Genomic DNA, 24,277 nt, shown 5'->3' with positions numbered 1-24,277 from the left:
CCGCCCCGCGCGGATTGGTGGTGTGACGAGAAACCCAGCCGGTCACCCGCGCGGAGCAGCGGGCGTCCGCTGTCCACAATGGATCTGCGACCGTTCGTTCACCCGGTCCGGCGGGACGGGACCAGCACGACCAATACGTCGGCCGCACAGCCTCGAACTGCCGGTATGACCGCCACAGAAGTCGCCCCGGAAGCGCCGGATGCACCACCGCGTGCCCGGTTGCGATTCTTCGCTGCCGCGTTCAGCGGTGTCCTGGCGCTGGCCGCCGCGCTCGCGGCCGGGCACCTGGTCGCGGGATTCATCAGCTTCAACGCCTCCCCCTACGTCGCGGTGGGCAACGGCGCGATCGACCTGACCCCGGTCGAGCTGAAGGACTTCGCCGTCCGCACGTTCGGCACCTACGACAAGCTGGTGCTGCTGGGCAGCATGGCCGTGGTCATGGTCGGCGTCGCCGCGCTCGCGGGCGTCCTTTCCCGACGGTCACCGGTACCGGGGACCGTGATCATCGCCTTGTTCGGCCTCGTCGGCGCCTTCGCCGTGTTCGAACGGCCCGATCTGAGCCTGGTGGCGCTGCTGGCGCCGTTCGCCAGCCTGGTCGTGGGCGTCACCGTGTTCCTGCTGCTGCACCGGATCGCACCGCGTGCGTGGCGGGATCCGGGCGCGGAGAAGAAGTCCGGCACGTCGCGGCGGGCGTTCCTGCTCGGTGGCGCCGGGGTGGTCGCCGGAGCCGGTGCGATGGGCTTGGGCGGGCAGCTGGTCGGCTCGTCCCGTGATGCCACGGCGTCCCGGGACGCGGTCGGCAGGCTGATCCCGGCGCGGACCGCCCCGACGATCCCCGCCGACGCGGACTTCGCCAAGCTGGGCACCCCGCCGTTCCTCACGCCGAACACCAAGTTCTACCGCGTCGACACCGCCCTGACGGTCCCGCAGGTGCGCACCGAAGACTGGAGCCTGCGGCTGCACGGCATGGTCGACCGCGAAATCCGCTACAGCTACCGCGACATCCGCAACCGGCCGCTGGTCGAGCGCACCGTCACCATGACCTGCGTGTCCAATGAGGTCGGTGGGGACTACGTCTCGACGTCGAACTTCATCGGGGTGGACCTGGCCGACCTGCTCGCCGAAGCCGGCGTGAAACCCGGCGCGGAGCAGCTGTTCTGCACCAGCGTCGACGGCTGGACCTCGGGCACCCCGGTCGCCGCGGCGCAGGACCGTGACCGCGGCGCGATGCTGGCGATCGGGATGAACGGCGAGCCGCTGCCGCTGGAGCACGGGTTCCCGGCCCGGCTGGTCACACCCGGGCTCTTCGGATACGTGTCGGCCACGAAGTGGGTCGTGGACATCGAAGTCACGACGTGGGCCGCACGCCAGGCGTACTGGCTCAAGCGCGGCTGGAGCCGGGAAGCACCGATCAAAACGGAGTCCCGCATCGATTCGCACCGCGGTTTCGCCAACGTCCAGCCCGGAAAGGTGCGGGTGGCGGGAGTCGCGTGGGCGCAGCACACGGGGATCGAGAGGGTTGAAGTCCGCGTCGACCAGGGGCCGTGGCAGGAAACCACGCTGTCGCAGGAAGTCAACCTGAACACGTGGCGGATGTGGTGGACCGAGGTCGACATCCCGGCCGGGGTGCACCAGGTGTTCTGCCGCGCCACCGACAAATCCGGCTACACCCAGACCGACCAGCGGGCGGGCACCGTGCCCGACGGCGCCACAGGGTGGCACAACGTCACGTTCACCGCAGCCTGAAAAATTCTTTCCCGATCGACCAATCCGGTTCCCGCCGGCCACCGAATCACTGGCAACAAGAGGCTCTCGCCGACTCGGCAGCCTCAGCCGCGTAATCAATTGGAGTGAATTCTCGTGCGTAACCTTCGTATTGCCGGTATCGGTCTGACCGCGGCCGCCGCGCTCACTCTCACCGCGTGCGGCAGCAGCGACACCGCTTCGTCGGGCAGTTCCAGCAGCTCGATGGCCCCGACCTCCTCGATGGCCGCCCCGTCCTCCAGCATGGCGTCCGGGACCGGCAACGGCGTGACCACCAACGCCGACGTCTTCGGCCCGGCCTGTTCGCAGCTGCCGCAGGGGTCCGCGCCCGGTTCGCTGGACTCGATGGGCCCGCAGCCGGTCGCCTCGGCGGCGTCGACGAACCCGCTGCTGACCAAGCTGGTGGCCGCGGTCAAGGCCACCAACCTGGTCGACACGCTGAACAGCCAGGAGGCCATCACGGTCTTCGCCCCGGCCGACCCGGCGTTCGCCGCGCTGGGCGACGCCAAGTTCAACGAGCTCGCCGGCAAGCCCGCCGAGCTGGCCCCGATCCTGCAGTACCACGTCGTCGGCAAGCGGTACGACGCCAAGGGCCTCGCCGCCGCGGGCTCGGTCGACACGCTCAACACCGCCGGTGGCCCGGTGAAGATCGAGGGCTCGGGCGACAACATGACCATCAACGGCGCGAAGATCCTGTGCGGCAACATCCCCACCAAGAACGCCACCGTCTTCGTGATCGACAAGGTGCTGACCCCGGGCACCAACAAGAACTGACCCTCAGGATCGGGCCACCGACGGGTGGCCGGCATCGGACGGTCACCTCGGACTCCACCACCTCCTGGAGTCCGGGGTGACCGTCCTTCGTTGTCCGGGTTCGGACAGCGATCGCAGTCTGGCGGCGGGGTGCAGGAGATCCGCCGCTGGGGACGCCGAAGCGGCGGCGTCCGCCGGTCGTCGCCACCGCCGGATCACTCCCGGGTGGTGGCGGCGGCCGGCCTCCCGGCAACCGGCAGCCCACTCGAGGACACGGGAAAGTACCGCAACCCGACGGGTTTCACCGTTCGCCCGATCAGGGTGTTCGGCGCGATCGAGCCATCGTGGCCGGTGCGGGTCACGAATCCACCATGAACTTCGCAGCCCGTTCACCGAGGAGTGTTTCGTGACGAAGGTTCGGCTTGCCGGTTTCGGCCTGGCCGCGGCCGCCGCATTCACGCTGACCGCGTGCGGCAGCGGCGTTGCCGCTCCCTCGGTCGGGGCAGCCATCCCGATGGCACCCGCGCCGAGTGCCGGTATGAGCGGGACGCCCGATGGCGTGACCACCGACGCCGATGTGTTCGGCCCGGCCTGTGTGCGGTTGCCGCAGGGCTCGGCTCCGGGTTCGCTGGCCTCGATGCGCCCGCAGCCGGTCGTCTCGGCCGCGGCGACGAACCCGCTGCTCACCCGGATGGTGGCCGCGGTGAAGGCCGCCAACCTGATCGACACCCTCGACAGCCGGCAGGCGATCACGGTGTTCGCTCCCGCCGATGCCGCCTTCGCGGTGCTGGACGAGGCCAACCCGACCGAACTGGTGCCGCTCCTCGAATATCACGTAGCAGGCAAGCGCTACGACGCGAAGGGACTCGCTACCGCCGGTTCGGTTGCCTCGCTCGACTCCGCCGGTGGCCCGCTGAAGATCGAGGGCTCGGGCGAGAACATGACCATCGACGGCGCGAAGATCCTGTGCGGGAACATCCCCACGAAGAACGCCACGGTCTTCGTGATCGACAAGGTCCTGACCCCCGGCACCACCGGGTGACACCCACTTCCGGGCTGCGAACGTCGTTCCCTTGCGGCGGCCCGGAACGCAGGACGGCCGCCGCGGTCCCGATCACCGGGAACCGCGGCGGCCGTCGCTCAACTGCCGACAGCTCGAAGGGCTTCGGCACGAAGCCGGTGGTGCACCACCTGTGCTGAGCGGTGGGTGCGGGGCCTCCGCACCCACCGCGAGGCCCTAGTGGGGCAGGTGGAAGTCGTTGCCGGAGCCGATGCTCAGGTGGCTCAGGTCCGTGCCGATGTTGCCGCTGAGAGCACCTTCGCCGATGTTGCCGACGAGGTCGTGGACGTCGGAGACGTTGCCGCTGCCGGAAGCGATGTCGCCGACGTGGTTGGTGACGTCGCCCAGGTGGTTGGTGACGTCGCCGACGGTCGCGTTGTGCGAGACGTCGCCCAGGTGCGCGGTGGTCTGGGTCACGACGTCGCCGACGGTGTGCTCGAGACCGGTGTGCACGCCGAGGTTCCCGGTGAGGTCGCCGATCGTCGAGCCGACGCCCTGTGCGTTGTCGACCGCGGAAGTGAGGCCGGAGAGGTCCTGCAGCCCGGAGGTGAGGTTGCCGCCGTCGAGGGCGCCGGTGACGTCGCCGCCCGCGACGTGCCCGGTGACGTCGCCGACGGCGCCGGTCACGGCGGTGACGGGGTTGACCTGGCCGCCGCCGATGTGGTCGATGCTGCCGGTCAGGTCACCCGCGGCGGAGAACGGGTCGGTGATGTTCTGGGTGAGGGCGGTCATCCCGCTGACCGCGCCGAGGACGTTGTTTTCGGAGGTGGTGTCGCCGAGGGCGAGGTTCTGGGTGAGGGCCTTGAGCTGCTCGACAGCGCCGGCCTGGCCGGTGATGGAGTCGAGGTTCAGGCCGTTCTCGCCGCCGAGGTTGCCGACCGGCGCGAAGTCCAGCACCAGCGGGAGGATGTCGTGCAGGTCGGCGCCGGAGACGTCGCCGAGGCCCGCGCCGTCGAGCGTGCCCTGCGGGTCGTTGCCGAAGGCGCCGCGGGCGGACGGGTCGTTGAGCAGGTTGAGCGTGAATTCGTACAGCGACTGCGCGGGGTTCATCGACCAGGCTCTCTGTGGGGAACGGATGACGTCGCGACCACGGGGATCACCGACCGCACCGAAGCTAGATCGTCGGCCGGGTCGACGGCATCGGGTGCGGCGCCCAACGGTGATCTCCGGAATCCCCGAGGGGGTTCCGCAACCCGTTAGGGGATCACCCGTCCGAGTGGCGCAGGTCTCATTCGAGTAGGGGGTCGCCGTGCCCCATCTGCTGGCCTCCCCGGGCACGAATCCGTCTCAGGTGACCGCTTCGGGGCGCCGTGACGGGAGGTGTCGTGGAGGAGCTGCTCTCAGCCCGGCTGCGGGAAGTGCTGGCTGGAATCGACGCCTGTCCGGATGACCCGTTGCGGCTCGTCGTGACCGGGGCGCGCGGGCACGGCAAGTCGACGGTCCTGAACGCGATCGGGCGGCACTACCGGGCCGCGGGCGTCCCGGTGATCGGCCGGGGCGACCTCGCCGCGGCCACGCCTGTCGCGGACGCCGCTGTGTTGCTCGACGACGCCGAGACGCTGGCCGGCGAGGACCTGCTCAAGCTTGTCGACGGCACGCCCCGGCTGGTCCTCACCCACACCCCGGGAACAGCGGGCTCGATCGTCTCCCTGCCGGCCGGGTTGCCGACCCAGTACCTGCGCTTGGGGCCGTGGAGCCCGGGCGACGTCGTCCGCTTCTCCGGGGATGTGCTCGGGCAACCGCTCACCTGGGAGCGCGCGGTGTCGGTGCAGCGGGCCACGGGCGGGGTGCCGCGGCTCGTAGCCCGCCGCCTGCGGGTCCCCGCGGTCGAGGAGCTGATCGACCAGCTGCAGGCCGAGCTGGACGGGCTCGGCGAACCAGGGCTGACCTACTTGGTCGCCGCCGCGGCCGGCGGCCGAAACGACCTGGAGCTGCTCGCGGTCGCGCTGGGCCGGCCTCGCGACGACGTGTCCGCCGTCGTCGAACAGGTCCGGGCCGCCGGGCTGCTCGCCGCCGACGACGCCGTGCCGCCGATCGTGGCGCGGACGGTGCAGGACCACACCAGCGTCGATCACCGGCTCACGGTGCTGGTGCGGATGCTGGAAGCCCAGCTGGGCGCCGGGCGGCCCGTGCTCGCGATCGTGCGGCAGTTGCTGCACCTCGGCGCCGCCGGCGCTCTCGTGCGCGCCGGGTTCGAGGCTGCGGCCGCGGAAGCCGCCGCCGGGGAGCCCGCGCTCGCCTTCGACCTCTACGCCGCCGCGGCCCACGCGGGCAGTTCACGGATCCGCCTGGCACCGGACTGGGCGCGCGCCGCGGTGCTGAGCGGGCGGCTCGATGCGGCGCTGCAGCTCGGCGACGAACTGCTGAGCACCGCCGAGCCGGAGGCCCGGACCCGGGGCGCGCTCGTCGCCGGCACGGTGATCGCCCGCCGCGGCGACCTCGCCCGTGGCGCGGAGCTGCTGCGCTGGTCCGCCGATCCGGGAGCGGCCCGGCTGGCGGACCTGGCCGCGATCGCGCTCGGCGAGACCATCGACGACTTTCCCGACGCTGCAGCCGACCCGGTCGCCGCCTACGGACACGTCGCAACGCAGCTGCTGCAGGGCATCAGGGAATCAGTGAGCGGCCGGCCGGACGCCGCGCTGGCTACCTTGCTCTCCGCAGCCGACTTGGCGGCGGCCACCGGGACCGGGGACCTCCTGCCGGACACCCCCGCTGCGCTCACCGCGCTGGTAGCGCTGCACACTGCCGAGTTCGACCTCGCCCACGGCGTGCTCGAGCGGGCCGGCGGCGGGGAGCGGCACACCCTGTTGCTCGGCTGGATCGCGATGCTGCAGGGCGACCTCGCCACCGCAGAAGCCCGCCGGACCGAGGTGCGCCGATCGGACGTCCGTCTCACGCCGCGCGACGAGCTGTTCCTGCACGGGCTGGAGCTGGGGGTGGCCCGCCGCGGCGGGACCCCCGAGAACGTGCGGCAGCACTGGAGAACGGCATACGAGGCGATGATGCGGCAACCGGTCGACTTGTTCGCCCTGCTCCCGCTGGGCGAGGTGCTCGTGGCCGCGGCCCGGATCGACGAGGGTTACCGCGTGACCGTGCACCGCGACCGCGCCTTCGCCCTGCTCGATCGGCACGGCTCTCCGGTGGTGTGGTCGGCGTGGCTGCACTGGGCCGCGTTCCACGCGGCGGTCGTCTGCGGCGACAGCGACACCGCGCGCAAGGCGCTGCGCCCCTTGGCCGCGACCACCGAGCCCGGGCGGCTCGTTCCGGCGCTCGCCGCGGCGGGATCACAATGGCTGGCAGTCCTCGACGGTTCGGTCGAAGTCGAGGCGATCCTGGCCGCCGCGCAACTGCTCAACCGTGCCGGACTGCGGTGGGACGCGGCCAGGCTGGCCGGCCAGGCGGCCGTCCGTGCAACGGACCGCACGGCCATGGTCACGCTGCTGCGCGCGGCCAAGCAATTTCCGGTGGGCTCCACCGCGGCTGCGCCCGCGGCATCGGCGGCAGCCGAGCCGCCGGCCCTGACCCCGCGCGAGCGCGACATCGGGCGGCTGGTCGTCGCCGGGCACACCTACAAGGAGATCGGCGAACAGCTGCACATCTCCGGCAAGACCGTCGAGCACCACGTGGCTCGTGTCCGCGCCAAACTCGGCGTCTCCGACCGCCGTACCCTCGCAACGTTACTGACCGGCATGTTGGGCGAAACGAGCTGAGCGTTCAGGTGGCCTCCATGTCCACGCGGGGACCGTCACCCGGGTGCGGCGCCGTTGGCGTGGTCACCGGCCGGCGGCTCGGCGGCCGGCTCGCCGGACGCGGTGTCCAGCAGCAGTCGCGATACCGCCTGCCGGGGATCAAGGCCGCGGAGCCGGCCCAGTTCCCCGAGCGGCTTGCGCAGCTGCTCGAACTCGGGGCCGATTTCGCCGCTGATCTGCTCGTGGGCCTTCGCGAGGGCGTCCTTGGCCTTCTGCGCCGTCTTGCGGATGGTGGCGATGGCGCCGGGCAGTCGTTCCGGCCCGAGGATGAACAGGGCGGCGACCAGCAGGACGAGTAGGTGTTCCGGGCTGAGTCCGAGCATCGTGTCCTCCGGTCGAAGCCGGGTGGACGGGGGCCGGAGCGCCCCGACGGCGCTCCGGCCCCGCGCCCGGTCAGTTGGCGGCGCTGGTGTTCACCTCGCCGTTGACGCCCTTGGGGAAGAACCCGCCGGAGGTGGCGGCCTTGTTGGTCAGGTAGACGATGTTGAGGACCTGGCCGGGTGAACGGCTGTAGGCGATGCCGTTGGCGTCGGTGGGGACGATGTTGGCGTTGCCGTGGCTGTCGATGACGCCCTGGTCGTCGTCGGAGGGGCCGTCGAGGCTGTCGCGAGCGTCGGACAGCTTGACCGTGGCCTTGCCGTCGCCGCGCTGGTAGAGGGCGCTGCGGATGTTGCCGGCGTGGTAGGCCTCGACCGCGAGGATCCCGGCGGCGGCTTCGAGGTAGGTCTTGTTGGAGATCAGCGGGGCGGCGCCCTTGTAGGCGGTGACGCCGACGTCTTCGAAGAGGAACGCGGCGAGCAGGAAGTTCTCTTCGCAGGCGAAGGCGTCAAAGCTGCGGCCGGGCTTGACCAGGCCGGCGGCCTGGGCGGCCGCGGTGAAACTGGACTGCAGGTCGATCGCCGGACGGCTGACCGCGGCCGAGCCGAGGGCCGAGCGCAGGAACTGGACGTGGGCCTTCTCATCGGCGGCGATCTCCTGCGCGTACTGGCGGGCGGCGCGGGTCTCGAACCGAACGGCGCGGCCGCCGGTGACGCCACCGCGGGTGCCGGTGCCGGTGGTCATCGAGTCGGCCAGCCCCTTGCCGGTGACGGCGTGCAGGTAGAACTCGGCTTCGAGGTATTCGAGGTTGAGGGCGAAGTTGAGGACGGCGCCGTCGCTCACCTGCGCCGCGGCGGCTTCGGCGGCGGCCGGCCGGGCCGTCGCGGCGGCCGCAGGTCCGGCGGCGAGTCCGCCGAGGGCGCTCGCTCCGACGACCCCGAGGCCGGTCATCCCGGCGGCTTTGAGGAAGCGGCGGCGGTCCTGGTCGTTTTCGGCGCTGCGGTTGATCATCGACGCGGCATAGCGCTTGCCAAACACGGGTGATCTCCTAACCCGCCCGCGCGCGAACGAGCGGGCGTAGCCCACCGCCGGCTCCCGGCGCTGGGACGGATCCTTCGTGGACATCTCCCGTTCGGAGCTGTCCACGCCGCGGATAGGCCGATCCCCGGAGCCGGTTCACGGACTTCGTCCCAGGGCAGCGACCTGAGTGTCCAAAGGGGTCACTCGTGTCACCCGACACGGGTACTTCAGGTCTTTGCCGGCGAAAAAAGGTCGCGGATACCCGTTACTCAACGGTAGCAAACACGTTGGAGGAAAAGAAAAACATCGATCTCCACCCAATCCAGTGATGCTCCCCGCCTCGAACTCTGACTGACGGTGAAGTCCAGACCTGAAAGGGGGTGAGATGGATGGATACTTCCCAGACGGACTTCGTCCTGGTCCGGCACCCGGTTTTGCTTCGGGTGCTGGTGGTGGCCGGTGCCTTGTTCGGGTTCACCCTGCTGGCGTTGGCCGTGTCGGGGGCCGCGGGCGCTTCCGAAGGTTCGCCCCCGCCCGGCCGGCCCGGCCTGCTCGAGGGCACCGGGCACACCGTGCACGGCGTACTCGAGCCCGTCGAACCGGGCCTGAAACCGGTCACGGACACGGTGCACGAATTGACGTCGCAGGTGGCTCCGGCGGTGAAGCCGGTGACGAGCGGGCTCGAGCCCGCGCTCGCGCCACTGACCCGCCCGGTGCGGCAGGCGGCGGAACCGGTGCTGACGGCCGTGCAGCAGGTCACCGAGCCGGTGCTGCACGCGGTTTCTCCGGTGACGTCGACCGTGCTGCACGCGACTGCTCCGGTGACCGCGCCGGTGGTGCGGGCGATCGGAGCCGACCACGTGGTCCCGGCGGTGACCGGTCAGCCGGTGAGGCCCACACCACGCGGAGACGCCAGCGCTCCGCCGGTGTCGGCTGCACTGGGCGAGCGGGTCGCGTCGATCGACCGGACTGCGCCGGTCGTCGACGACCAGCGTGGCCTTCAGCGTCGTCGTGACGCTCAGCTCGGCGCCCGGCACCGTGCCGGGGACGCGAATGCGGATGCGGCCGGCGTTGCCGGTCCGCTGTCCGGTTCCGGTCGCGGCGGACTACCCGCCGGCGTGGCCGGCCTGAGCGGAGCCCTGTCGGCGGGGTCCGGTGGTCAGCACGGCGGCGAATACGCCGTGACCGCGGCCGGCTCGGTCATTCCGGGCGAGGATCGCACTTGGCGGGCACCGCCCGACGGGGTGTGGTCGTTGCACTGGCTGGAGTACTACGGCAACAACCATCCGAGCTGACAGTCCCTTTCCACCTCCAGAAATCCACAACGGACAGATGGCAAGGAAAGGGAAGTCATGCACAAGTACGTGCGACGCGGCCTGACCGCCGCGTTCATCTCCGGCGGGTTCGTCCTGCTGGGATCAGCGGTGGCCAGTGCGGACACCAGCGACTCGGGCCCGCTCGGCGGGCTCGGCACCACCCTGCACTCCGTGGTTTCCGGCGTCTCGGCCGGCGGCCACGGCGGGGACTCCGGTTCCGGCGGGAACGCCACCAGCGGCAACAACGCTGTCAGCGGGAACTCCGGCAACTCGGGCAACTCCGGGTACACCGGGCACAACAGCGCCTACGGCCTCTGTGTCCTGGCCCAGTGCAGCACCTCGGTGTCCTCGGGCAACTCCGGGAACACGGGCGCGACCGGCTCGACCGGAAACGCCTCGAACACCAGCACCACCACCGGTGGCCATTCCGGCAATGCCGGTAACGGCGGCTCCGGCACGTCGACCGCGTCCGGTACGAACACCGCCGACTCGCACTCGCGTGGCGGGCTCCTCGGGGTCCTCGGCTCCGTGACCGGTACCGCCAAGGGCGGCAACGGTGGCGACTCCGGCGACGCCGGGAACGCCACCAGCGACAACGCCGCGGTGTCGGGGAACTCGGGCAACTCCGGGGACTCCGGTTCCACCGGCGGCAACACCGCCTACGGCCTCTGCCTGCTGGCGCGCTGCGACACCACGGTGACCTCGGGCAACTCCGGGGACACCGGCGCCACCGGCTCGACCGGCGACGCGACCAACACCAGCACCACCACCGGCGGAAACTCCGGCAAGGCGGGCAACGGCGGCGACGCCACCACGGCCGCGTCCGGCGAGAACTCCGCCACGAACAACGGTGGCCACGGCTGGGGCTGGAACCGGCACAACCAGGGCGGCAACAACGGTGTCCTGGGCGTCGTGACCAGCACGGCCACCGGCGGCACCGGCGGCAACTCCGGCGACGCCGGGAACGCGAGCAGCCACAACAGCGCGGTGACCGGGAACTCCGGCAACTCGGGTGACTCGGGTTCCACCGGCGGCAACACCGCCATCGTGTGGACGCTCGGCGGCCAGGACAATGGCCGCGGCCATCACCACGGCTGGAAGCACGACTGCGGCTGGAACCACGAGGGCACGCAGTCGGCCACCACGGTGACTTCGGGCGGCTCCGGTGACAGCGGCGCCACCGGGTCGACCGGCGAGGCCTGGAACACCAGCACCACCACCGGCGGAAACTCCGGCTGGGCGGGCAACGGTGGCGACGCCACCGTCGTGAGCACCGGCCAGCACTCCGCCACGAACAACGGTGGCCACGGCTGGGGCTGGAACCGGCACAACCAGGTCGGCAACAACGGTGTCCTGGGCGTCGTGACCGGCACGGCCACGGGCGGTGACGGTGGCAACTCCGGCGACGCCGGAAACTCCACCAGCCACAACAACGCCGTCACCGGCACGTCCGGCGACTCGGGCAACTCGGGCTCGACCGGCGGCAACACCGCCGTCACCTCGACCCGCGGGCACGAGCAGCAGGGCCACCACCACGGTGGCCGGAACAACGAGGGTGGCCACTCCAGCACCACAGTCACCTCTGGCGACTCCGGCACCACCGGTGAAACCGGCTCGACTGGCGACGCCGGGAACGACAGCACCACCACCGGCGGAAACTCCGGCCGGGGCGGCGACGGCGGCAACGCCGATGTCCACGCCTCGGGCTGGAACACCGTCGCGCACACCCCGCACACCGTCTGACGGTTCACCGGGAAGTACGAGGAGTGGGGCACCGGATTCCGGTGCCCCACTCTTGTCGTGCGGGATGGGCTCAGTGGCAAGCCCCGGTGCGCCCTCACCGACGACGGCGAGCATCTTGGCCGGTTCCGTGGCGCCCGGTGGTGGCGCCGTTCGACGGGGAAGACAACCGAACGCGGCCGTTCGTCACTCACCCCAGCAGGTGAATCCGATCCAGCGAACGAGAGCCACGACACCCGATCAGTTCGTGACGTTTCCCGAGCGGCGGTGTCGATCAGGTGTGCAGGCAAGCGGAACGGAATCCGCGACACAGGCACGGACACCACCGATCCGAACCGTATTCAGGGAGACGCCATGACGAACACCGCCACCGCGACCAGCGACACCAGCAAGGCCGCCGCCCCGGCGACCGGCGCCCTCACCAAGGCCGCGGACAGCGCGCTGTCCTCCAGCCACGGCAGCACCACGATCTCCGATGTGGTGGTGCAGAAGGTCGCCGGCATCGCCACTCGCGAGGTGTCCGGAGTCCATGCCCTCGGCGGCGGTGCCGCCCGCGCCTTCAACGCCCTGCGCGAACGCATCCCCGGCGCCACCGCGTCGGCCGGACAGGGCGTCTCCGTCGAGGTCGGTGAACGGCAAGCCGCGATCGACCTGCAGGTTCTCGTCGAGTACGGCGTCTCCATCACGGACCTTTCCCGCTCGGTGCGCCGCAACGTCATCACCGCGGTCGAGCAGATCACCGGGCTCGAGGTCGTCGAAGTGAACATCAACGTCTCCGACGTCCATCTCCCCGGCGACGACACCGACGAGCAGGCCGACACCGGCCGCGTCCAGTGACACACGGCTTCGCGATCGACGCCGACGCCATCGCCGCCGCTGTGCTGGCCCTGCCCGCGGTGGCGGGCCTGCACAGCGGCCGGTTCGGCGAGATCGCCACCCTCCTGCCCCACCGGCGCGTCCCCGGAATCCGCATCCGGCCCGGCGAAATCACCATCGGGGTGACCGGCCGCCACCCGGCGACCGTGGCGGAGATCGGCGACGCGGTTCGCGCCACGATCGCCCCGGTCGACCGGCCGGTGAACGTCCGCATCGGGGACATCGCCCCGCCCGCGACCTCGTGAACCACTTCCATCGACACATTGGGGAACAACGATGACTTCGACCCATCTCGGTCTGCTGACCGGGCTCGTCCTCGGATTGGCCGCCGCGTTCGGCGGCTTCGCCGCCTTCTTCCTGGTCCTCGTCCTCGGCGCGCTGGGCCTGCTCACCGGCCGGTACCTCGACGGCAAGCTCGACTTGTCGGCGCTGTCCGGCCGTGATCGAGGCTGAACCGCCATGACCACCGTGACCGCCACCGCGCCGGCGCCCTCGGACGTCGGTGAGCGCGGCGCGCTGACGATCGGGGACACGGCGGTCGAGCGGATCGCCACGACCGCGGTCACCGAAGTCGACGGCATCGGCGGAACCGCCGCCCGCGTGCTGGGTGTGGCCGTCGGCAGCGAGGACCCCGACCGCAGCGCCAAGGTCACCGCGACCGTCGCCGGCGACACCGCCTCGCTGACGGTGCGCCTGTCGATCAGCTACCCGCAGTCGGTTCTCCAGACCACCGACGCCGTCCGCGAGCACCTCATCCGCCGGGTGCACGAACTCACCGGCCTGGCAGTAGAGCGTGTCGACATCACTGTCACCGCCCTGTACTCCGCGCACGCCGCCACCAGGAGGGTCCAGTGAAACGCCGTCCCCGCCGCAGCACCCCGGCCGTGCTCACCGCGCTCATCCTGCTCGCCGCGTGCATCCTCGCCGCCGTTGCCGCGATCCAGCAGCTCCTGGGACAACGACCGTGGATCAGCTACGACCGCGCCGCCGGATGGCTGCACGCACAGCACTGGAACGACCTGGTCCCCGCCATCGCCGGCGGCGTCGCGGTGCTGCTCGGGCTCATCCTGGTCCTCGCCGCGGTCCTCCCCGGTAAGCTCACCGTGCTTCCCCTGCAGGGCGAGCCTGCGTCGGGGGCGTCCCGCCGCAGCTACCGCTCCACCCTGCAGGCCGCCGCGTCCGGCGTCGACGGCGTGTCCGGCGCGAAGCTGACCCTCAACCGCCGCAAGGTCACCGCGCGCATCCGCACCGGGCGGACCAACACCGACGGCCTGTCCGAGGCCGTCCACGCCGCCATTTCCCGCCGCCTCGCCCAGATCACACCCGCGACCGACCCCACTGTGAAGGTGAAGGTCAAGGCCACCAGGAGCGCACCATGAGCAGCCTCAACCGCCCAGCCCGCCTCAACCGCGCCCTGCTGACTCTGATCGGGCTGATCCTGCTCGCCGCCGGCGGATTCGCCGTCGCCACCCACTTCGGCAAGCTCCGGCTGCTCGCCCCGGACACCCCGCTCGTGCCCGGCACCGCACGACCACCCGGCTGGGTCTGGTACGTCATCGCCGCGTCCGCCGTCATCTCCGGTCTCCTGCTGCTGCGCTGGCTCGGCGCCCAGCTGGCCCGCAACCCCAAGACCCACACCTGGCGCTTCGGCACCGAACCCGACCGCGGCACCACCGAACTGGCACCCGGCACGGCCGTCGAACCGTTCCTCGCGGAAATCCGCGCCTACCCCGGTGTCCACGCGGCGCACGCGACCCTCGCCGGCACCCGTGAGACCCCGGCACTCGCCCTGGTCCTCACCGCCGAGCAGGACGGTGAACTCAGCACCATCCGCGACCGCCTCGACACCCACGGACTGCCACGGCTTCGGCAGGCTCTCGACCTGGACATCCTCCCGGTGACGATCGAATTCCGGTTCACCACCAGGATCGGCACACGCACTCGGTGAATTCCGCAGAACCGGCCGCAGGCGCGTGCTGCGGCGCCGCAGCTGCGGTCATCCTGATCACCGCTGCGTCGGTGCCGTTGCGGCTGCGGGCCGCTGCGGGGCAGTGCTCGCCAGCACCAAGGCCGCTGCCCGCAGCGGGCAGCCGCCATAGGCGCGTGCGAGCGAGCCGAGGATCGACCCGGCCGCCTCCGGTGTCGCACTGCGGAGCACGAGCTCGTCGATCGCCGCACCGGCCAGGCCGACCCGTTCGGGCTTCCCACGCCGCCGGACAAGCAGGTCGATGATGAGCGTGCAGTGGAGATCCATGACCACCAGGACTTGCCGACAGCGTCTTCGTCACGTTCCTTCACCCGTGGGCACGCGCCCCGGGAGCCAGCCGTACCCGCGTACGTGACGTCGATCACAGTGGCTGTCTGCCCGATGAAGCGCCCCGAATGGTTGTCGTGTCCGACCAGACGAAACCGAGGGCGACCACATCACCCGAGCGCGTGGCCGTGATCGGCGCCGGAGTCGCCGGCCTGACTGCCGCCTACCTGCTGCAACGCCGTTACGAGGTGTTGCTGTTCGAGGCCGAGCCCCGCCTCGGCGGACACGCCCACACCCACGACGTCCTTTCCGACGACGGCGCTACCGTCGCTGTTGACAGCGGCTTCATCGTCCACAACGAACGCACCTATCCCCATCTGCTGCGGCTGTTCGCCGCACTGCAGGTGCGCACCCGCGGCACGGAGATGTCGATGAGCGTGCGCTGCGAAGGCTGCGGCCTGGAATACGCGGGTGCCAAAGGGCTCGCAGGATTGTTCGCCCAACCAGGCAACGCCGCGCGCGTACCGTACCTGCGGATGCTGGCCGAGGTCACCCGGTTCCACCGGCACGCCCGGCGGATGCTGCAGGCCACGCCCGACCACGAGGTCACGCTCGGCGCGTTCCTGGCTTCCGGCGGCTACACCCGGTTCTTCGTCGAGCACTTCGTCCTGCCGTTGGTGTCGGCAGTGTGGTCGGCCGACCAGGCCACCAGCCTGCGCTACCCGGCCCGCTACCTGTTCGAATTCCTCCACAACCACGGCTTGCTGTCGGTCACCGGTTCCCCACAGTGGAAGACGGTGGTCGGCGGCTCCCGCGCCTACGTGGACCGCGCGGCCAAGCACCTCACCGCCGTTCACCTGTCCACGCCGGTCCGCGCGGTCACCCGCACCGCGCACGCCGTGGAGGTCCGTGACGACGCGGACGACGTCCACCGGGTCGGCAAGGTCGTCATCGCCACCCACCCCGACCAGGCGCTCGCACTGCTGGCCGACCCCACCGACGACGAGCGTGCGGTGCTGGGCGCGTTCCGCTACTCGTGTAACGAGACCTGGCTGCACACCGATGCGTCCCTGCTGCCCCGCTCGCCTCGTGCCCGCGCGTCGTGGAACTACCTCAAGGCGCGCTGCCGCTCCGACGGAAGCCCGGTGCTGGTCAGCTACCACATGAACCGGCTCATGGGACTGGCCGAACCCCAGGACTACCTGGTCACCCTCAACGCCACCGACCGGATCGCGCCGACGTCGGTGCTCGCCCGGATGCGATACGAACATCCGGTCTACACCCCCGAGTCAGTAGCCGCCCAACGCCGCCTGCCGCGGTTGAACACCGGACAGACCGCCTTCGCCGGCGCGTACCACGGTTGGGGCTTCCACGAGGACGGCTGCGCCGCGGGAGTACGCGCCGCCGCCGCGCTCGGCGTGGGCTGGTAGGCAACCGGTGAGCATCCCCCCGCGCGCTGCCGTGCTGGCCCGACGACGGACCAGCCGGCGTCGTGGCAGAAAGCGGACTGCCGCACATGTGCACCTCGGCCGCCGGCCACCCACCAGCTGGCTATCCCTCATCCCTCGCGCTCCCCATCAGGCAGAGAAAGAGTTCCGATGACCACCTCGCCCATCCACCGGCCGAGCACCAGCACTGCGACCACGCCCGTCGGCTCTGCGGAGCAATGGCCGGCCCTGAACGCGCCGCGGTGCTCCGCCGTCCGCGCCACCGCGGCGAAGCTGATTTTTCACCGTGCCGTGAAGACGCTGCCGGTCCGGGTGGCGCTGCCCGGTGGCGAGCGAATCGGTGCCGGCGGCCCCGGTTCGCCCGTCATGCGCATTGAACGCCCGGCGGACTTCTTCCGGCGGCTCGGCGCCGATGCCAAGATCGGTTTCGGCGAGGCCTACATGGCCGGCGACTGGACCAGCAACGATCCCGCCGCGTTGTTGACCCCGTTCGCGGCCCGCATGGCGGAACTGGTGCCCCGGCCGCTGCAGGTGTTCCGCCGATGGGTCGACGCCCGGCAACCCGACCACGAACGCAACACCGTCGAAGGGGCGCGAGCCAACATCCACCGTCACTACGACCTGTCCAACGACCTGTTCGCCGCTTTTCTCGACGACTCGATGACCTACTCCTCGGCCTGGTTCGCCCCCGGCAGCGACGACCTACACGAAGCCCAGCTGCGCAAGATCGACGGTGTGCTCGACCTCGCCGGCGTCCGCTCCGGCAGCCACGTCCTCGAAATCGGGACGGGCTGGGGCGCGCTGGCGATCCGCGCCGCCCGGCGAGGCGCGCGCGTCACCACACTCACCATCTCCGCCGAACAGAAACACCTTGCCGAACAGCGCATCGAGCAAGCCGGACTCGCCGACCGCGTGCAGGTGCTGCTGCGGGACTACCGCGAAGCCCACGGCAGCTACGACGCCGTGGTGTCCGTGGAGATGATCGAAGCCGTCGGCGCCGACTACTGGCCCGACTACTTCACGACCCTCGATCGCGTCCTCAAGCCGGGCGGCCGGATCGGGCTGCAGGCCATCACCATGCCCCACGACCGGCTCCTGGCCACCCGCCGCTCCTACACCTGGATCCACAAGTACATCTTTCCCGGCGGCCAACTGCTCTCGGTCCCTGCGATCCACGAAGCGGTCCACCGACACACCGGGCTCACCGCCACCGAATCCCGCTCTCTCGGGCCTGACTACGCCCGAACACTCCACCACTGGCGCGCCCGCTTCCTGGACAACTGGCCCCAGCTGACCTCGAACGGCTTCGACGAAACCTTTCGCCGCATGTGGGAGTTCTACCTCGCCTACTGCGAAGCCGGCTTCACGTCGGGCTACCTCGACGTGGTCCAGCTCGGACTGGTCAAACACCACCGCTGACCGGGCAGGAGCAGCAGTTCGACGCCATTCGGGCCGCTTCGCCGGAGCCGGCGAAGCGAGGCCACGCAGCCCCAAGTCGGCGCGGAGGTACCGGCTCGAACTGGCGGACGCAGACCAGCGATGAGCCCGGCAACAGGTTCGCGGGGCTCCCTGTCCGGCAGATCGCAGTCCATCATGTTCTGTCTCGGCGGTGTTCGACGGTCCAGGCAGCGACCTCGTTGAGCTTGACGTTCGCGTTCGGCGAGGCCTCGACCAGCAGCCGAAACGCGCTCGCCGAATCGAGGTCATGGCGCTGCATGAGGATGGTCTTGGCCATGCCGATCAGATCCCGAGTCTCGATCGTGGCCTGCAGCTGTGCCTCGGTCTGCACGCCGACCAACGCGATCGCCGCGTGCGTGGCGAAACATCCGGCGGTCGTCGCGGGTCTGGTCTGTGAATGCATGACGTGTGCCGGAGTAAAGCTTCAAGGCGCCGAGGGTCGTGTCGGTGATGAACAAGCGGTAGGCCAACATCGACCGCACCCCGGTCGCCGCAGCCTCGGGCACGAACAGCGGCCAGCGGCCCTCAACGGCGAGGTTCACCGGTGCAGTAGACTTGGTGGTCGGCGATCGCGTTGAGGCACAGCCACTGTCCGGTGCGGTACTGGATCGCGTCGATCCCGGCGACGACCTCGGCCGTCGGCGCCACCGTCCGAATCGCCCGGCCCCGCCCGATCAGGGAATGCCTGCATACCCGGCTCCGTCGACGTGGTCGACCGCAGCCTTGACGATCGCCCTGAGCGTGGAATCTGGCTCGGCCTGCAGCGTCCGGGCCAAGGCTCCGAGCGTCGCGCTCAACCCTCGTCCCGAGGACTGATCCGATGGTCGTGCACGAGCGGCCCCCTCTTCGTCGCCACCGAACAGAAAGTCAGCGTACTGAGAGCACGACCAAGCAGCACCTGCACTCGACGGGTAACCCGGCTCCCGGCCTGACTCCGACTGCCGACGACGTCAGGCAATTACCCCATCGTGTGAATGGTCGAAACGTTGAGGGTCCAGCCGGGATGCCGGGCTCAGCTCCGGTCGATGATGTGGTGCTCGCTGCTCTCTAGCCGGTTCAGCCACGCTGCCCGCCGACGTTGGTGCGCAGCGCGGTGAAAGCTTCGTCCGCGGTCCAGCCGCGCAGCAGCATCAGCATCTCTTTGGCCTGCTCGATGGCGGGCTGGGTGTCCAGCACGTCCCGCAGCTGCGCTACATCGTCGGCCGGGTTGCCCGGGGATCTCCACGATGGCATGGGCTCATTTCACCACCTCACCCGCGGCCGGCTCCGCTGCCCCGTCTCACCGCAGCGTGCGCTCGGCCATGGAGCTGAACCGCAACTCCACGCAGATCGGCATGTCGAACCGCGCCACCTTTCGCCACGGGGTCGGCCGCGTCCTGGCCCGAGCGGGTGCGGCTCCCGGTTTCGGGTTCAGTTGGAGCGCCATCCCGCCGGACGAGGCCGATGCGGCTCGCGTTCTGAGCTCGGGTCGGAACGCGGCACCTGAGCGCCACGGTAACGAGTTCATTGCTCGACGTAACACAAGATCTGCCCGGCGAGACATACCGGCGTTGACCATCACCAACTTGGAGGGTTCGTGATCACCCGCCGCATCGTTCTCGCCGTCGGCGCCTCCGCTGCCGCGCTCTCGCTGGCCGCGTGCAGCAGCTCAGGCGGCGCACCCACGGCGACCAACTCGGCCGGTGTCATCGCCCCGGCCGAGGCCGCCAGCGGACCGAAGTCCGCCGACGACGTCACCAATACGCTCACCGACAAGATCCCCACGGTCAAGCTGTTCAAGACCTACACCGCGGAGGACGACCCGAACCACCTGCTCGGCCGACCGAACGGCTACACGTCGAAAACGGCGTTCTCTGACTCGCGCGTCAAGGCCGGCGACGTCGAGTACCTCGACGAGGACGCGGTAGAACGCGGAGGCTTCGTCGAGGTGTACACGGACGAGGCCGGCGCGAAGGCGCGGATGGACTTCATCCAGTCGATCGCGAAGGGAATGCCCGCGGTCGGCGAATACGACTACGTGAAGGGCGGCGTACTGGTGCGAGTGTCGCGGTTCCTGACGCCGGACCAGGCGAAGACGTACCAGGCGGCACTCGGCGGCTGAGCCCAGACGATAAGCCCCCGCACGCTTGGGACTTCTGGTGGACGATCGACCGGCGCCCGGAAACGCCAGGACCGCGGAACGTGCGTTGCGGACGACCGGGCGGCGAACTCCGCGGCGTAGACCTTGACCGGCTGGCCGGATCGAAAAGTCGCCCGCTGCGCGGCCCGCATTGACTGTGGCGCCGTAGACGCCTGGTGTCGGCCAGCCATCGACCACGATGGCCGGCGGTGCGAGGTGTGATCGCGTGCGAGACTGTCGGGGCTAGCTCGTAGGCTCACCCTCTCGACACGAGGATGTGACGATGCCACGACGCAAAACCGTCGCAAAGTTTAAGGGCAACCCCGATCCAGCACCCTTTCGGTGACCAGCCGACGGAGCTCGGCCTGTTCCGTGAGTGCAGGACCGATCCCGAGGCTCGCGGGGTACTGCACGCTGAAGTGGTCGCTGAGGTCGACAAGATGCTCAAGCCCGTCGAGGACGCCGACGCCTTCGACGTTATCGAGCTGATGCGGATGCGGGAGTTCCCGCCGGTCCCGTACCCGAACCTCGCATGGGAAGGGTCGGCGCTCAACATCGAGATCATCGCTGCGATGCTGCTTGGCCGCGAGTCCCGCAAGCCCAATGACACGCCCAGAATGAACACTCGCCCGCACGAAGCCGTCAGTGAGCTCCACAGCCGCGCCCAACGCCTCGGACGGCTGGCCACCTATCGACAGCTGATCGAGGCGCGAATCAGCGACGACCCGCTCGCGCCGCTGGCCGCGGAGTACCAGGGCGCGGTCCTCCACATCCGAAACCTGCAATACGACACCATCCGCGAGAACCACGAAACCCAGCTGTTCGACAACACCATCGTCGCCCCGCTCATGGCCGAGCACCTCGGCTACACCTATCCCGACGTCGTCACGGTTCGCCACGCCATGCACAAGCTCGGCGGCGACCGAATGACCAGGCTGCGCGACGAGACCGGCGCGATTGTGATGCGGCACCACGGAACGCCGCCGGACCAGGTCCCTGAGGACGATGTGCGCGAATTCATGACACGGATGGTCCCGTTCATGTTCCTGCCGGCCGACCGGGCCATCATCACTGCCGAGGACATAGCCACCGACTCGGGCGCCGACGTAGATGTAGTCCGAGCCGTCCTGGACTCCTACGCCCAGACGTTCGACGACAGCATCACTCCCGCCCGCAGAGTTTACGACCTCCTCACCAGCGGTAATCCGTTTCACCTCACTCCTCTGCTATCAGACGGTGCGGGCAACTACGTGGAAACCGCGAACGGAGTGGGCCTCGACTCGCTCCGGCGGATCGTGGAGTCGGCGCTTGTCGGCACGACGCCGTTTCACCGCTACGACAAGAAGGTCCGCCAGGTCGTCAGCGAACGGCTCGCAACCAGCTCGCTCGAAAAGCTGCTGCGGACCCCTCCGAAGCTGACTGCGTTCACGTACTACGCGCCCAACGACAACAAAACTCACACCCTCCTCAGCCTCGATTGCGCAAACCCGAAAGCCGTGGGAAAGCAGGTCGAGGGGGACGGCCTGTTCATCGTCGGCGACGTCGCCATCGCGACGTCAAGCGGCTCTGGAACGACCTCTTCATGCTCTTCATGAACGCGGACCTCTACGTCGATCCCGACCCCGACCGAGATCGGCACGAGCGCACCCGGGCCGCAGCCTCCATCAGAGTCGCCGACCAGTGCCTCCCTCTCAACGCCTGGATGGCCCGCGAACAAATGCACGACGACCCTCCGCCCTCGAAGCCGACCTACAATGCGTTGCCTCGCATCCTCGACCTCATCGATGTGATCGACACTCACGCAACCGGAATGATCCGCTTCGGCGCCGACATCCTCGCACTGGCCGGCGACGCGCAGCAAAACGTGCTCGACGCCATCGACCGATGCGTCCGTCTGACCCGTCAAGACGGCCAACCGCACTACGCCGTGTTTTCCTTTTCCGGCGTCTGGGGCCACCCGACTGTGTTCCTCGGCTCCCGCCCGCGTGAATCCGCCTTGGAGCCGGTCCGACGGCATCTCGAGGCGTACATGCGCCTCAAGCGCCACCAGGTGAAGTCGGACCGCTCCTACGGTCTGCTGTTCGACGAAGGCGGCAACCTCGAAGTCGCCATGTATTTCAACGAGCCGACTGGTGACGACTCCGAACTCGATGCACTCGTCGAAGAATTTGGGCTGAGGCCTGTAGCCGACTCCCCCTGACCAGCGCCAACGTTCGTGCCCCCACACCACGCGTGCTTGGCCCCACGAGTCCAGATCGCCAAGTCGACACGCCGTCCGCACCACTTCTTAAGATCCAGGACCTGGTTGAACAGTGAAGACGCGATCTCATCCGCTCGCGGGCATCATGTCCTCGAGGGCGGCGACGTTTGCCGTGTTCGCGACGCGGCGCTTGCGGTAGTGGCGCTCGGCGACCTGTCGGCTGTTGCCCAACTGATCAGCGATCGCCGTGGTCGGAAGGCCCGCCTCGTCGAGGACGGTGCCGACCGTCTTGCGGAACACGTGGCTGGTGACCCACTCGTACCCCACCGCGGTCACCGCCTCGCTGAGCCGGTTGATGACGTTCGACGGGTCGAGGAAGCCGCCGGCGAACGAGGCGAAGATCGGCCCGTCACCTGCTGCAAGCTTGCGTCGACGCAAGACTGGCAGGGCCCACCCCGGTGTGCCCAGGATGAGCTCGTCCTGGTTGCCCTTGCGTTGGGGGCGGCGGACCAGACCGGCTCCGCCGACGCGGATGATGTGGTGGGTCGCCGCCACGGTCTTGGCGTCAAGGTCGATGTCGGTGCCCAGGATCGCCAGCGCTTCGCCGATCCGGACGCCGGTGGCGAGCATGATCTCCATCAGGTCGGCCAGGTCCAGCCAGAGCTGGCCGCGGGGGCCGAGGGGCCGGCCGCGGGCGTCGGTCTGGCGGGTCAGTGCGTACGCGCGCAGTTCGGCGAGCAGGTCGACGCGTTGTTCGGCGGTGAGCGCTTCCACCTTTTTCTGCTCGCCGGTGCGCGTCATCCGGCCGATCTTGCGGACCGGGTTCTCGTCCATGGCGCCGTGCCTGACCGCGTAGTCGCACGCGCCCGACATCGCGGCCTTCAGGGTCTTCGCGGTGTCGTAACTCTTCTTCCTCCGGGCGTCCCTGATCACCTTGCTGCAGCGGGTGACGTTGACCTCGTAGCACTGCAGCTGCCCCAGCGGCGGAGTCGCCCAGTTCTTGAGCACACTGCGGTAGAGCCGGACCGAAGTCGGCGAGAAGTTTCCCAGGCTCGCCTCTTCCTCGAGCTCATCGAGGTACAGAGTGATTACTTCCTCGAATCGGGTCGACCGGCTTATTTCTCCGTCGGTCGACTTCGTCGTGAGGTCGCTGAGAGCTTCCTTCAGCCGCTTGATGGCCAAGTCTTTGCCGACCGCTTGCCGGCGCACCCGCTGCAGGGTGCCGTCACCTGTCCTGAAGTAGGTGCTCGCGCGATAGCGCACGCCCTGCCTCTTGGTTTTGGGTAGCGTCTCGACCGCGATGACGCCGTAGGCGCCTATCGGTGTCGACAGCCTGCCCACAGCAGAACTCCTTCAAAGAGTCATTTACGAGATGATTCGAGCGCTTCGAATTGCCGATCGACATTGACGCTAGCATCCCTGGCACAGGTGCAGGTAGCGGTCTAATTCGAAATCGGGAACCAGGTAATACCGCCCTGCTCTCAGAGACTTAATACTGCCTTTATGAATCAAGTCGAGTACTGTCTCGTAGGGAATTCCGAGTTGTGCCGCGACTTCCCGCGGCGTCCAGGCGCGACGCGGCAACTGCCCCTCGCTCACGGCATGCACCTCCTCAATACCGGCCACCGCGTGGGCGCGACGGCAGATCAGCCCAGGTCTTCGTTCCGGCGGCCCGGCCGCGAGGCGAACGCGTACAAACCGCCGACGGCAGCCGATTTACACGCTGGGCGGTGCCCAGGATGTCGACGAGACTGCGCCGCCACCCCCGGCGCGTACGGCAGGCAGATCGCCTCACGTTGGTGCCCGGGCACGTAGCAAGGTGTAGCCGGCCACGAGCGATCCACGTCATCGAGTCCGCGCTCGCGAGGGCACGGCAGAAACGCCGAGCTCGGCCGAACCCACGCGCATGCTGCGGATGAGCGCCTTGTCAGAGCAGTGGTAGCCCTTGTTGACCCTTCCATAGGCGGCCTCCCGATCCGTCTTGACCAAACTGTGCACCGCCGACCCGCAGGGCTGCGACGTCACCTTGCATGACCCTTTTCCGATAGCGGCGTCTCGAGCTGACGGGCGTCGCCGCGGATGACCTGACCGTTGCGGTTCTGGACGCGCTTGCGGGCGCGGCGCAGATCTGCGCCGGGCGATGTCGGCAATGTGCGGCTCGTACTCGCCGCCGCCAGCAGGGCGACGGCCGACAGCATCTTG

27 protein-coding genes are annotated in these 24,277 nt (G+C 69.5%); 17 read left to right on the top strand and 10 right to left on the bottom strand.

Translation table 11 applies throughout. The features are described from left to right. The first annotated feature begins 165 nt into the window (after positions 1-165). From ABZW17_RS03450 to ABZW17_RS03440, 3 genes are all read left to right on the top strand, one after another. Entirely contained in the window at positions 166-1,746 is a 1,581-nt protein-coding gene (locus tag ABZW17_RS03450) for a molybdopterin-dependent oxidoreductase (protein WP_354809205.1), read from the top strand. A gap of 114 nt (positions 1,747-1,860) precedes the next feature. Further along, positions 1,861-2,538, top strand: coding sequence for a fasciclin domain-containing protein (locus ABZW17_RS03445; protein ID WP_354809203.1), 678 nt, complete (start codon positions 1,861-1,863; stop codon positions 2,536-2,538). Positions 2,539-2,923: 385 nt separating this feature from the next. Next, the gene (locus ABZW17_RS03440; protein WP_354809201.1) at positions 2,924-3,559 is read left to right on the top strand and encodes a fasciclin domain-containing protein; all 636 of its coding nucleotides are present in this window, start codon (positions 2,924-2,926) and stop codon (positions 3,557-3,559) included. 195 nt (positions 3,560-3,754) lie between these two features. Here ABZW17_RS03440 and ABZW17_RS03435 read toward each other — a convergent pair whose 3' ends face one another. Then, complete coding sequence (locus tag ABZW17_RS03435; RefSeq protein ID WP_354809199.1) at positions 3,755-4,627, bottom strand: IniB N-terminal domain-containing protein; 873 nt, start codon at positions 4,625-4,627, stop codon at positions 3,755-3,757. Positions 4,628-4,902: 275 nt separating this feature from the next. Here ABZW17_RS03435 and ABZW17_RS03430 point away from each other — a divergent pair, with 275 nt between their 5' ends. Continuing rightward, complete coding sequence (locus ABZW17_RS03430; RefSeq protein WP_354809197.1) at positions 4,903-7,287, top strand: LuxR C-terminal-related transcriptional regulator; 2,385 nt, start codon at positions 4,903-4,905, stop codon at positions 7,285-7,287. 35 nt (positions 7,288-7,322) lie between these two features. Here ABZW17_RS03430 and ABZW17_RS03425 read toward each other — a convergent pair whose 3' ends face one another. Next, entirely contained in the window at positions 7,323-7,649 is a 327-nt protein-coding gene (locus tag ABZW17_RS03425) for a Sec-independent protein translocase TatB (RefSeq protein ID WP_354809195.1), read from the bottom strand. Between the two features lie 70 nt (positions 7,650-7,719). Continuing rightward, positions 7,720-8,682, bottom strand: coding sequence for a ferritin-like domain-containing protein (locus tag ABZW17_RS03420; RefSeq protein WP_354809193.1), 963 nt, complete (start codon positions 8,680-8,682; stop codon positions 7,720-7,722). Between the two features lie 371 nt (positions 8,683-9,053). Between ABZW17_RS03420 and ABZW17_RS03415 the strand changes: the two genes are divergently transcribed. The 8 genes from ABZW17_RS03415 to ABZW17_RS03380 all read left to right on the top strand — a co-directional run bounded on the left by ABZW17_RS03415 (position 9,054) and on the right by ABZW17_RS03380 (position 14,544). Beyond that, complete coding sequence (locus ABZW17_RS03415) at positions 9,054-9,959, top strand: hypothetical protein (protein WP_354809191.1); 906 nt, start codon at positions 9,054-9,056, stop codon at positions 9,957-9,959. Positions 9,960-10,016: 57 nt separating this feature from the next. Further along, on the top strand, positions 10,017-11,723 hold the full coding sequence (locus ABZW17_RS03410; RefSeq protein ID WP_354809189.1) for a hypothetical protein: 1,707 nt from the start codon (positions 10,017-10,019) through the stop codon (positions 11,721-11,723). A 351-nt stretch (positions 11,724-12,074) separates the two neighbouring features. After that, positions 12,075-12,557, top strand: a complete 483-nt coding sequence (locus ABZW17_RS03405) for an Asp23/Gls24 family envelope stress response protein (protein WP_354809187.1) — start codon at positions 12,075-12,077, stop codon at positions 12,555-12,557. Beyond that, a complete protein-coding gene (locus ABZW17_RS03400; RefSeq protein WP_354809185.1) occupies positions 12,554-12,841 on the top strand; it encodes a hypothetical protein in 288 nt (95 codons plus the stop codon). Before ABZW17_RS03405 ends, ABZW17_RS03400 begins: the two co-directional genes overlap by 4 nt. Before the next feature lie 31 nt (positions 12,842-12,872). Continuing rightward, on the top strand, positions 12,873-13,049 hold the full coding sequence (locus ABZW17_RS03395; protein ID WP_354809183.1) for a hypothetical protein: 177 nt from the start codon (positions 12,873-12,875) through the stop codon (positions 13,047-13,049). A 6-nt stretch (positions 13,050-13,055) separates the two neighbouring features. After that, positions 13,056-13,451 carry an Asp23/Gls24 family envelope stress response protein gene (locus ABZW17_RS03390; RefSeq protein ID WP_354809181.1) on the top strand — a complete coding sequence of 132 codons (396 nt, stop codon included), beginning with the start codon at positions 13,056-13,058 and terminating at the stop codon, positions 13,449-13,451. Continuing rightward, entirely contained in the window at positions 13,448-13,975 is a 528-nt protein-coding gene (locus ABZW17_RS03385; RefSeq protein WP_354809179.1) for a DUF6286 domain-containing protein, read from the top strand. Before ABZW17_RS03390 ends, ABZW17_RS03385 begins: the two co-directional genes overlap by 4 nt. Next, entirely contained in the window at positions 13,972-14,544 is a 573-nt protein-coding gene (locus tag ABZW17_RS03380; RefSeq protein WP_354809177.1) for an alkaline shock response membrane anchor protein AmaP, read from the top strand. Before ABZW17_RS03385 ends, ABZW17_RS03380 begins: the two co-directional genes overlap by 4 nt. Before the next feature lie 57 nt (positions 14,545-14,601). On the opposite strand, the gene ABZW17_RS03375 is transcribed toward ABZW17_RS03380, so the two are convergent. After that, positions 14,602-14,850: a hypothetical protein gene (locus ABZW17_RS03375; RefSeq protein ID WP_354809175.1), complete on the bottom strand. Its 249-nt coding sequence runs from the start codon at positions 14,848-14,850 to the stop codon at positions 14,602-14,604. 137 nt (positions 14,851-14,987) lie between these two features. On the opposite strand from ABZW17_RS03375, the gene ABZW17_RS03370 reads away from it, so the two are divergent. Together ABZW17_RS03370 and ABZW17_RS03365 are read left to right on the top strand one after the other, a co-directional pair. After that, positions 14,988-16,280: an FAD-dependent oxidoreductase gene (locus ABZW17_RS03370; protein WP_354809173.1), complete on the top strand. Its 1,293-nt coding sequence runs from the start codon at positions 14,988-14,990 to the stop codon at positions 16,278-16,280. Positions 16,281-16,448: 168 nt separating this feature from the next. After that, positions 16,449-17,717 carry a cyclopropane-fatty-acyl-phospholipid synthase family protein gene (locus ABZW17_RS03365; RefSeq protein WP_354809171.1) on the top strand — a complete coding sequence of 423 codons (1,269 nt, stop codon included), beginning with the start codon at positions 16,449-16,451 and terminating at the stop codon, positions 17,715-17,717. Between the two features lie 172 nt (positions 17,718-17,889). Here ABZW17_RS03365 and ABZW17_RS03360 read toward each other — a convergent pair whose 3' ends face one another. The 3 genes from ABZW17_RS03360 to ABZW17_RS03350 all read right to left on the bottom strand — a co-directional run bounded on the left by ABZW17_RS03360 (position 17,890) and on the right by ABZW17_RS03350 (position 18,989). Further along, the gene (locus tag ABZW17_RS03360) at positions 17,890-18,159 is read right to left on the bottom strand and encodes an ANTAR domain-containing protein (protein WP_354809169.1); all 270 of its coding nucleotides are present in this window, start codon (positions 18,157-18,159) and stop codon (positions 17,890-17,892) included. A gap of 122 nt (positions 18,160-18,281) precedes the next feature. After that, positions 18,282-18,404, bottom strand: coding sequence for a hypothetical protein (locus ABZW17_RS03355; protein WP_354809167.1), 123 nt, complete (start codon positions 18,402-18,404; stop codon positions 18,282-18,284). Positions 18,405-18,812: 408 nt separating this feature from the next. After that, positions 18,813-18,989: an ANTAR domain-containing protein gene (locus ABZW17_RS03350; RefSeq protein WP_354809165.1), complete on the bottom strand. Its 177-nt coding sequence runs from the start codon at positions 18,987-18,989 to the stop codon at positions 18,813-18,815. A gap of 343 nt (positions 18,990-19,332) precedes the next feature. On the opposite strand from ABZW17_RS03350, the gene ABZW17_RS03345 reads away from it, so the two are divergent. The 3 genes from ABZW17_RS03345 (at position 19,333) to ABZW17_RS03335 (ending at position 22,075) form a co-directional block, all read left to right on the top strand. Beyond that, complete coding sequence (locus ABZW17_RS03345; protein ID WP_354809163.1) at positions 19,333-19,857, top strand: hypothetical protein; 525 nt, start codon at positions 19,333-19,335, stop codon at positions 19,855-19,857. Positions 19,858-20,315: 458 nt separating this feature from the next. Then, positions 20,316-21,470: a hypothetical protein gene (locus tag ABZW17_RS03340; protein ID WP_354809161.1), complete on the top strand. Its 1,155-nt coding sequence runs from the start codon at positions 20,316-20,318 to the stop codon at positions 21,468-21,470. Beyond that, a complete protein-coding gene (locus ABZW17_RS03335) occupies positions 21,458-22,075 on the top strand; it encodes a hypothetical protein (RefSeq protein ID WP_354809160.1) in 618 nt (205 codons plus the stop codon). The genes ABZW17_RS03340 and ABZW17_RS03335 overlap by 13 nt, the downstream gene beginning before the upstream one ends. Before the next feature lie 126 nt (positions 22,076-22,201). Here ABZW17_RS03335 and ABZW17_RS03330 read toward each other — a convergent pair whose 3' ends face one another. The 3 genes from ABZW17_RS03330 to ABZW17_RS03320 form a co-directional block, all read right to left on the bottom strand. Further along, on the bottom strand, positions 22,202-23,416 hold the full coding sequence (locus ABZW17_RS03330) for a tyrosine-type recombinase/integrase (RefSeq protein WP_354809158.1): 1,215 nt from the start codon (positions 23,414-23,416) through the stop codon (positions 22,202-22,204). A gap of 69 nt (positions 23,417-23,485) precedes the next feature. Next, a complete protein-coding gene (locus ABZW17_RS03325) occupies positions 23,486-23,674 on the bottom strand; it encodes an excisionase family DNA-binding protein (RefSeq protein WP_354809156.1) in 189 nt (62 codons plus the stop codon). A 422-nt stretch (positions 23,675-24,096) separates the two neighbouring features. Then, positions 24,097-24,273 (bottom strand): hypothetical protein, encoded by a 177-nt coding sequence (locus ABZW17_RS03320; RefSeq protein ID WP_354809154.1) that lies wholly within the window; start codon positions 24,271-24,273, stop codon positions 24,097-24,099. Positions 24,274-24,277: the final 4 nt, after the last annotated feature.

Source organism: Amycolatopsis sp. NPDC004625 (assembly GCF_040609695.1).
In the GTDB taxonomy this organism is placed as follows: Bacteria; Actinomycetota; Actinomycetes; order Mycobacteriales; family Pseudonocardiaceae; genus Amycolatopsis.
The sequence above is the reverse complement of the archived record's forward strand: the minus strand, read 5'-3'. Positions and strand labels throughout refer to the sequence as shown.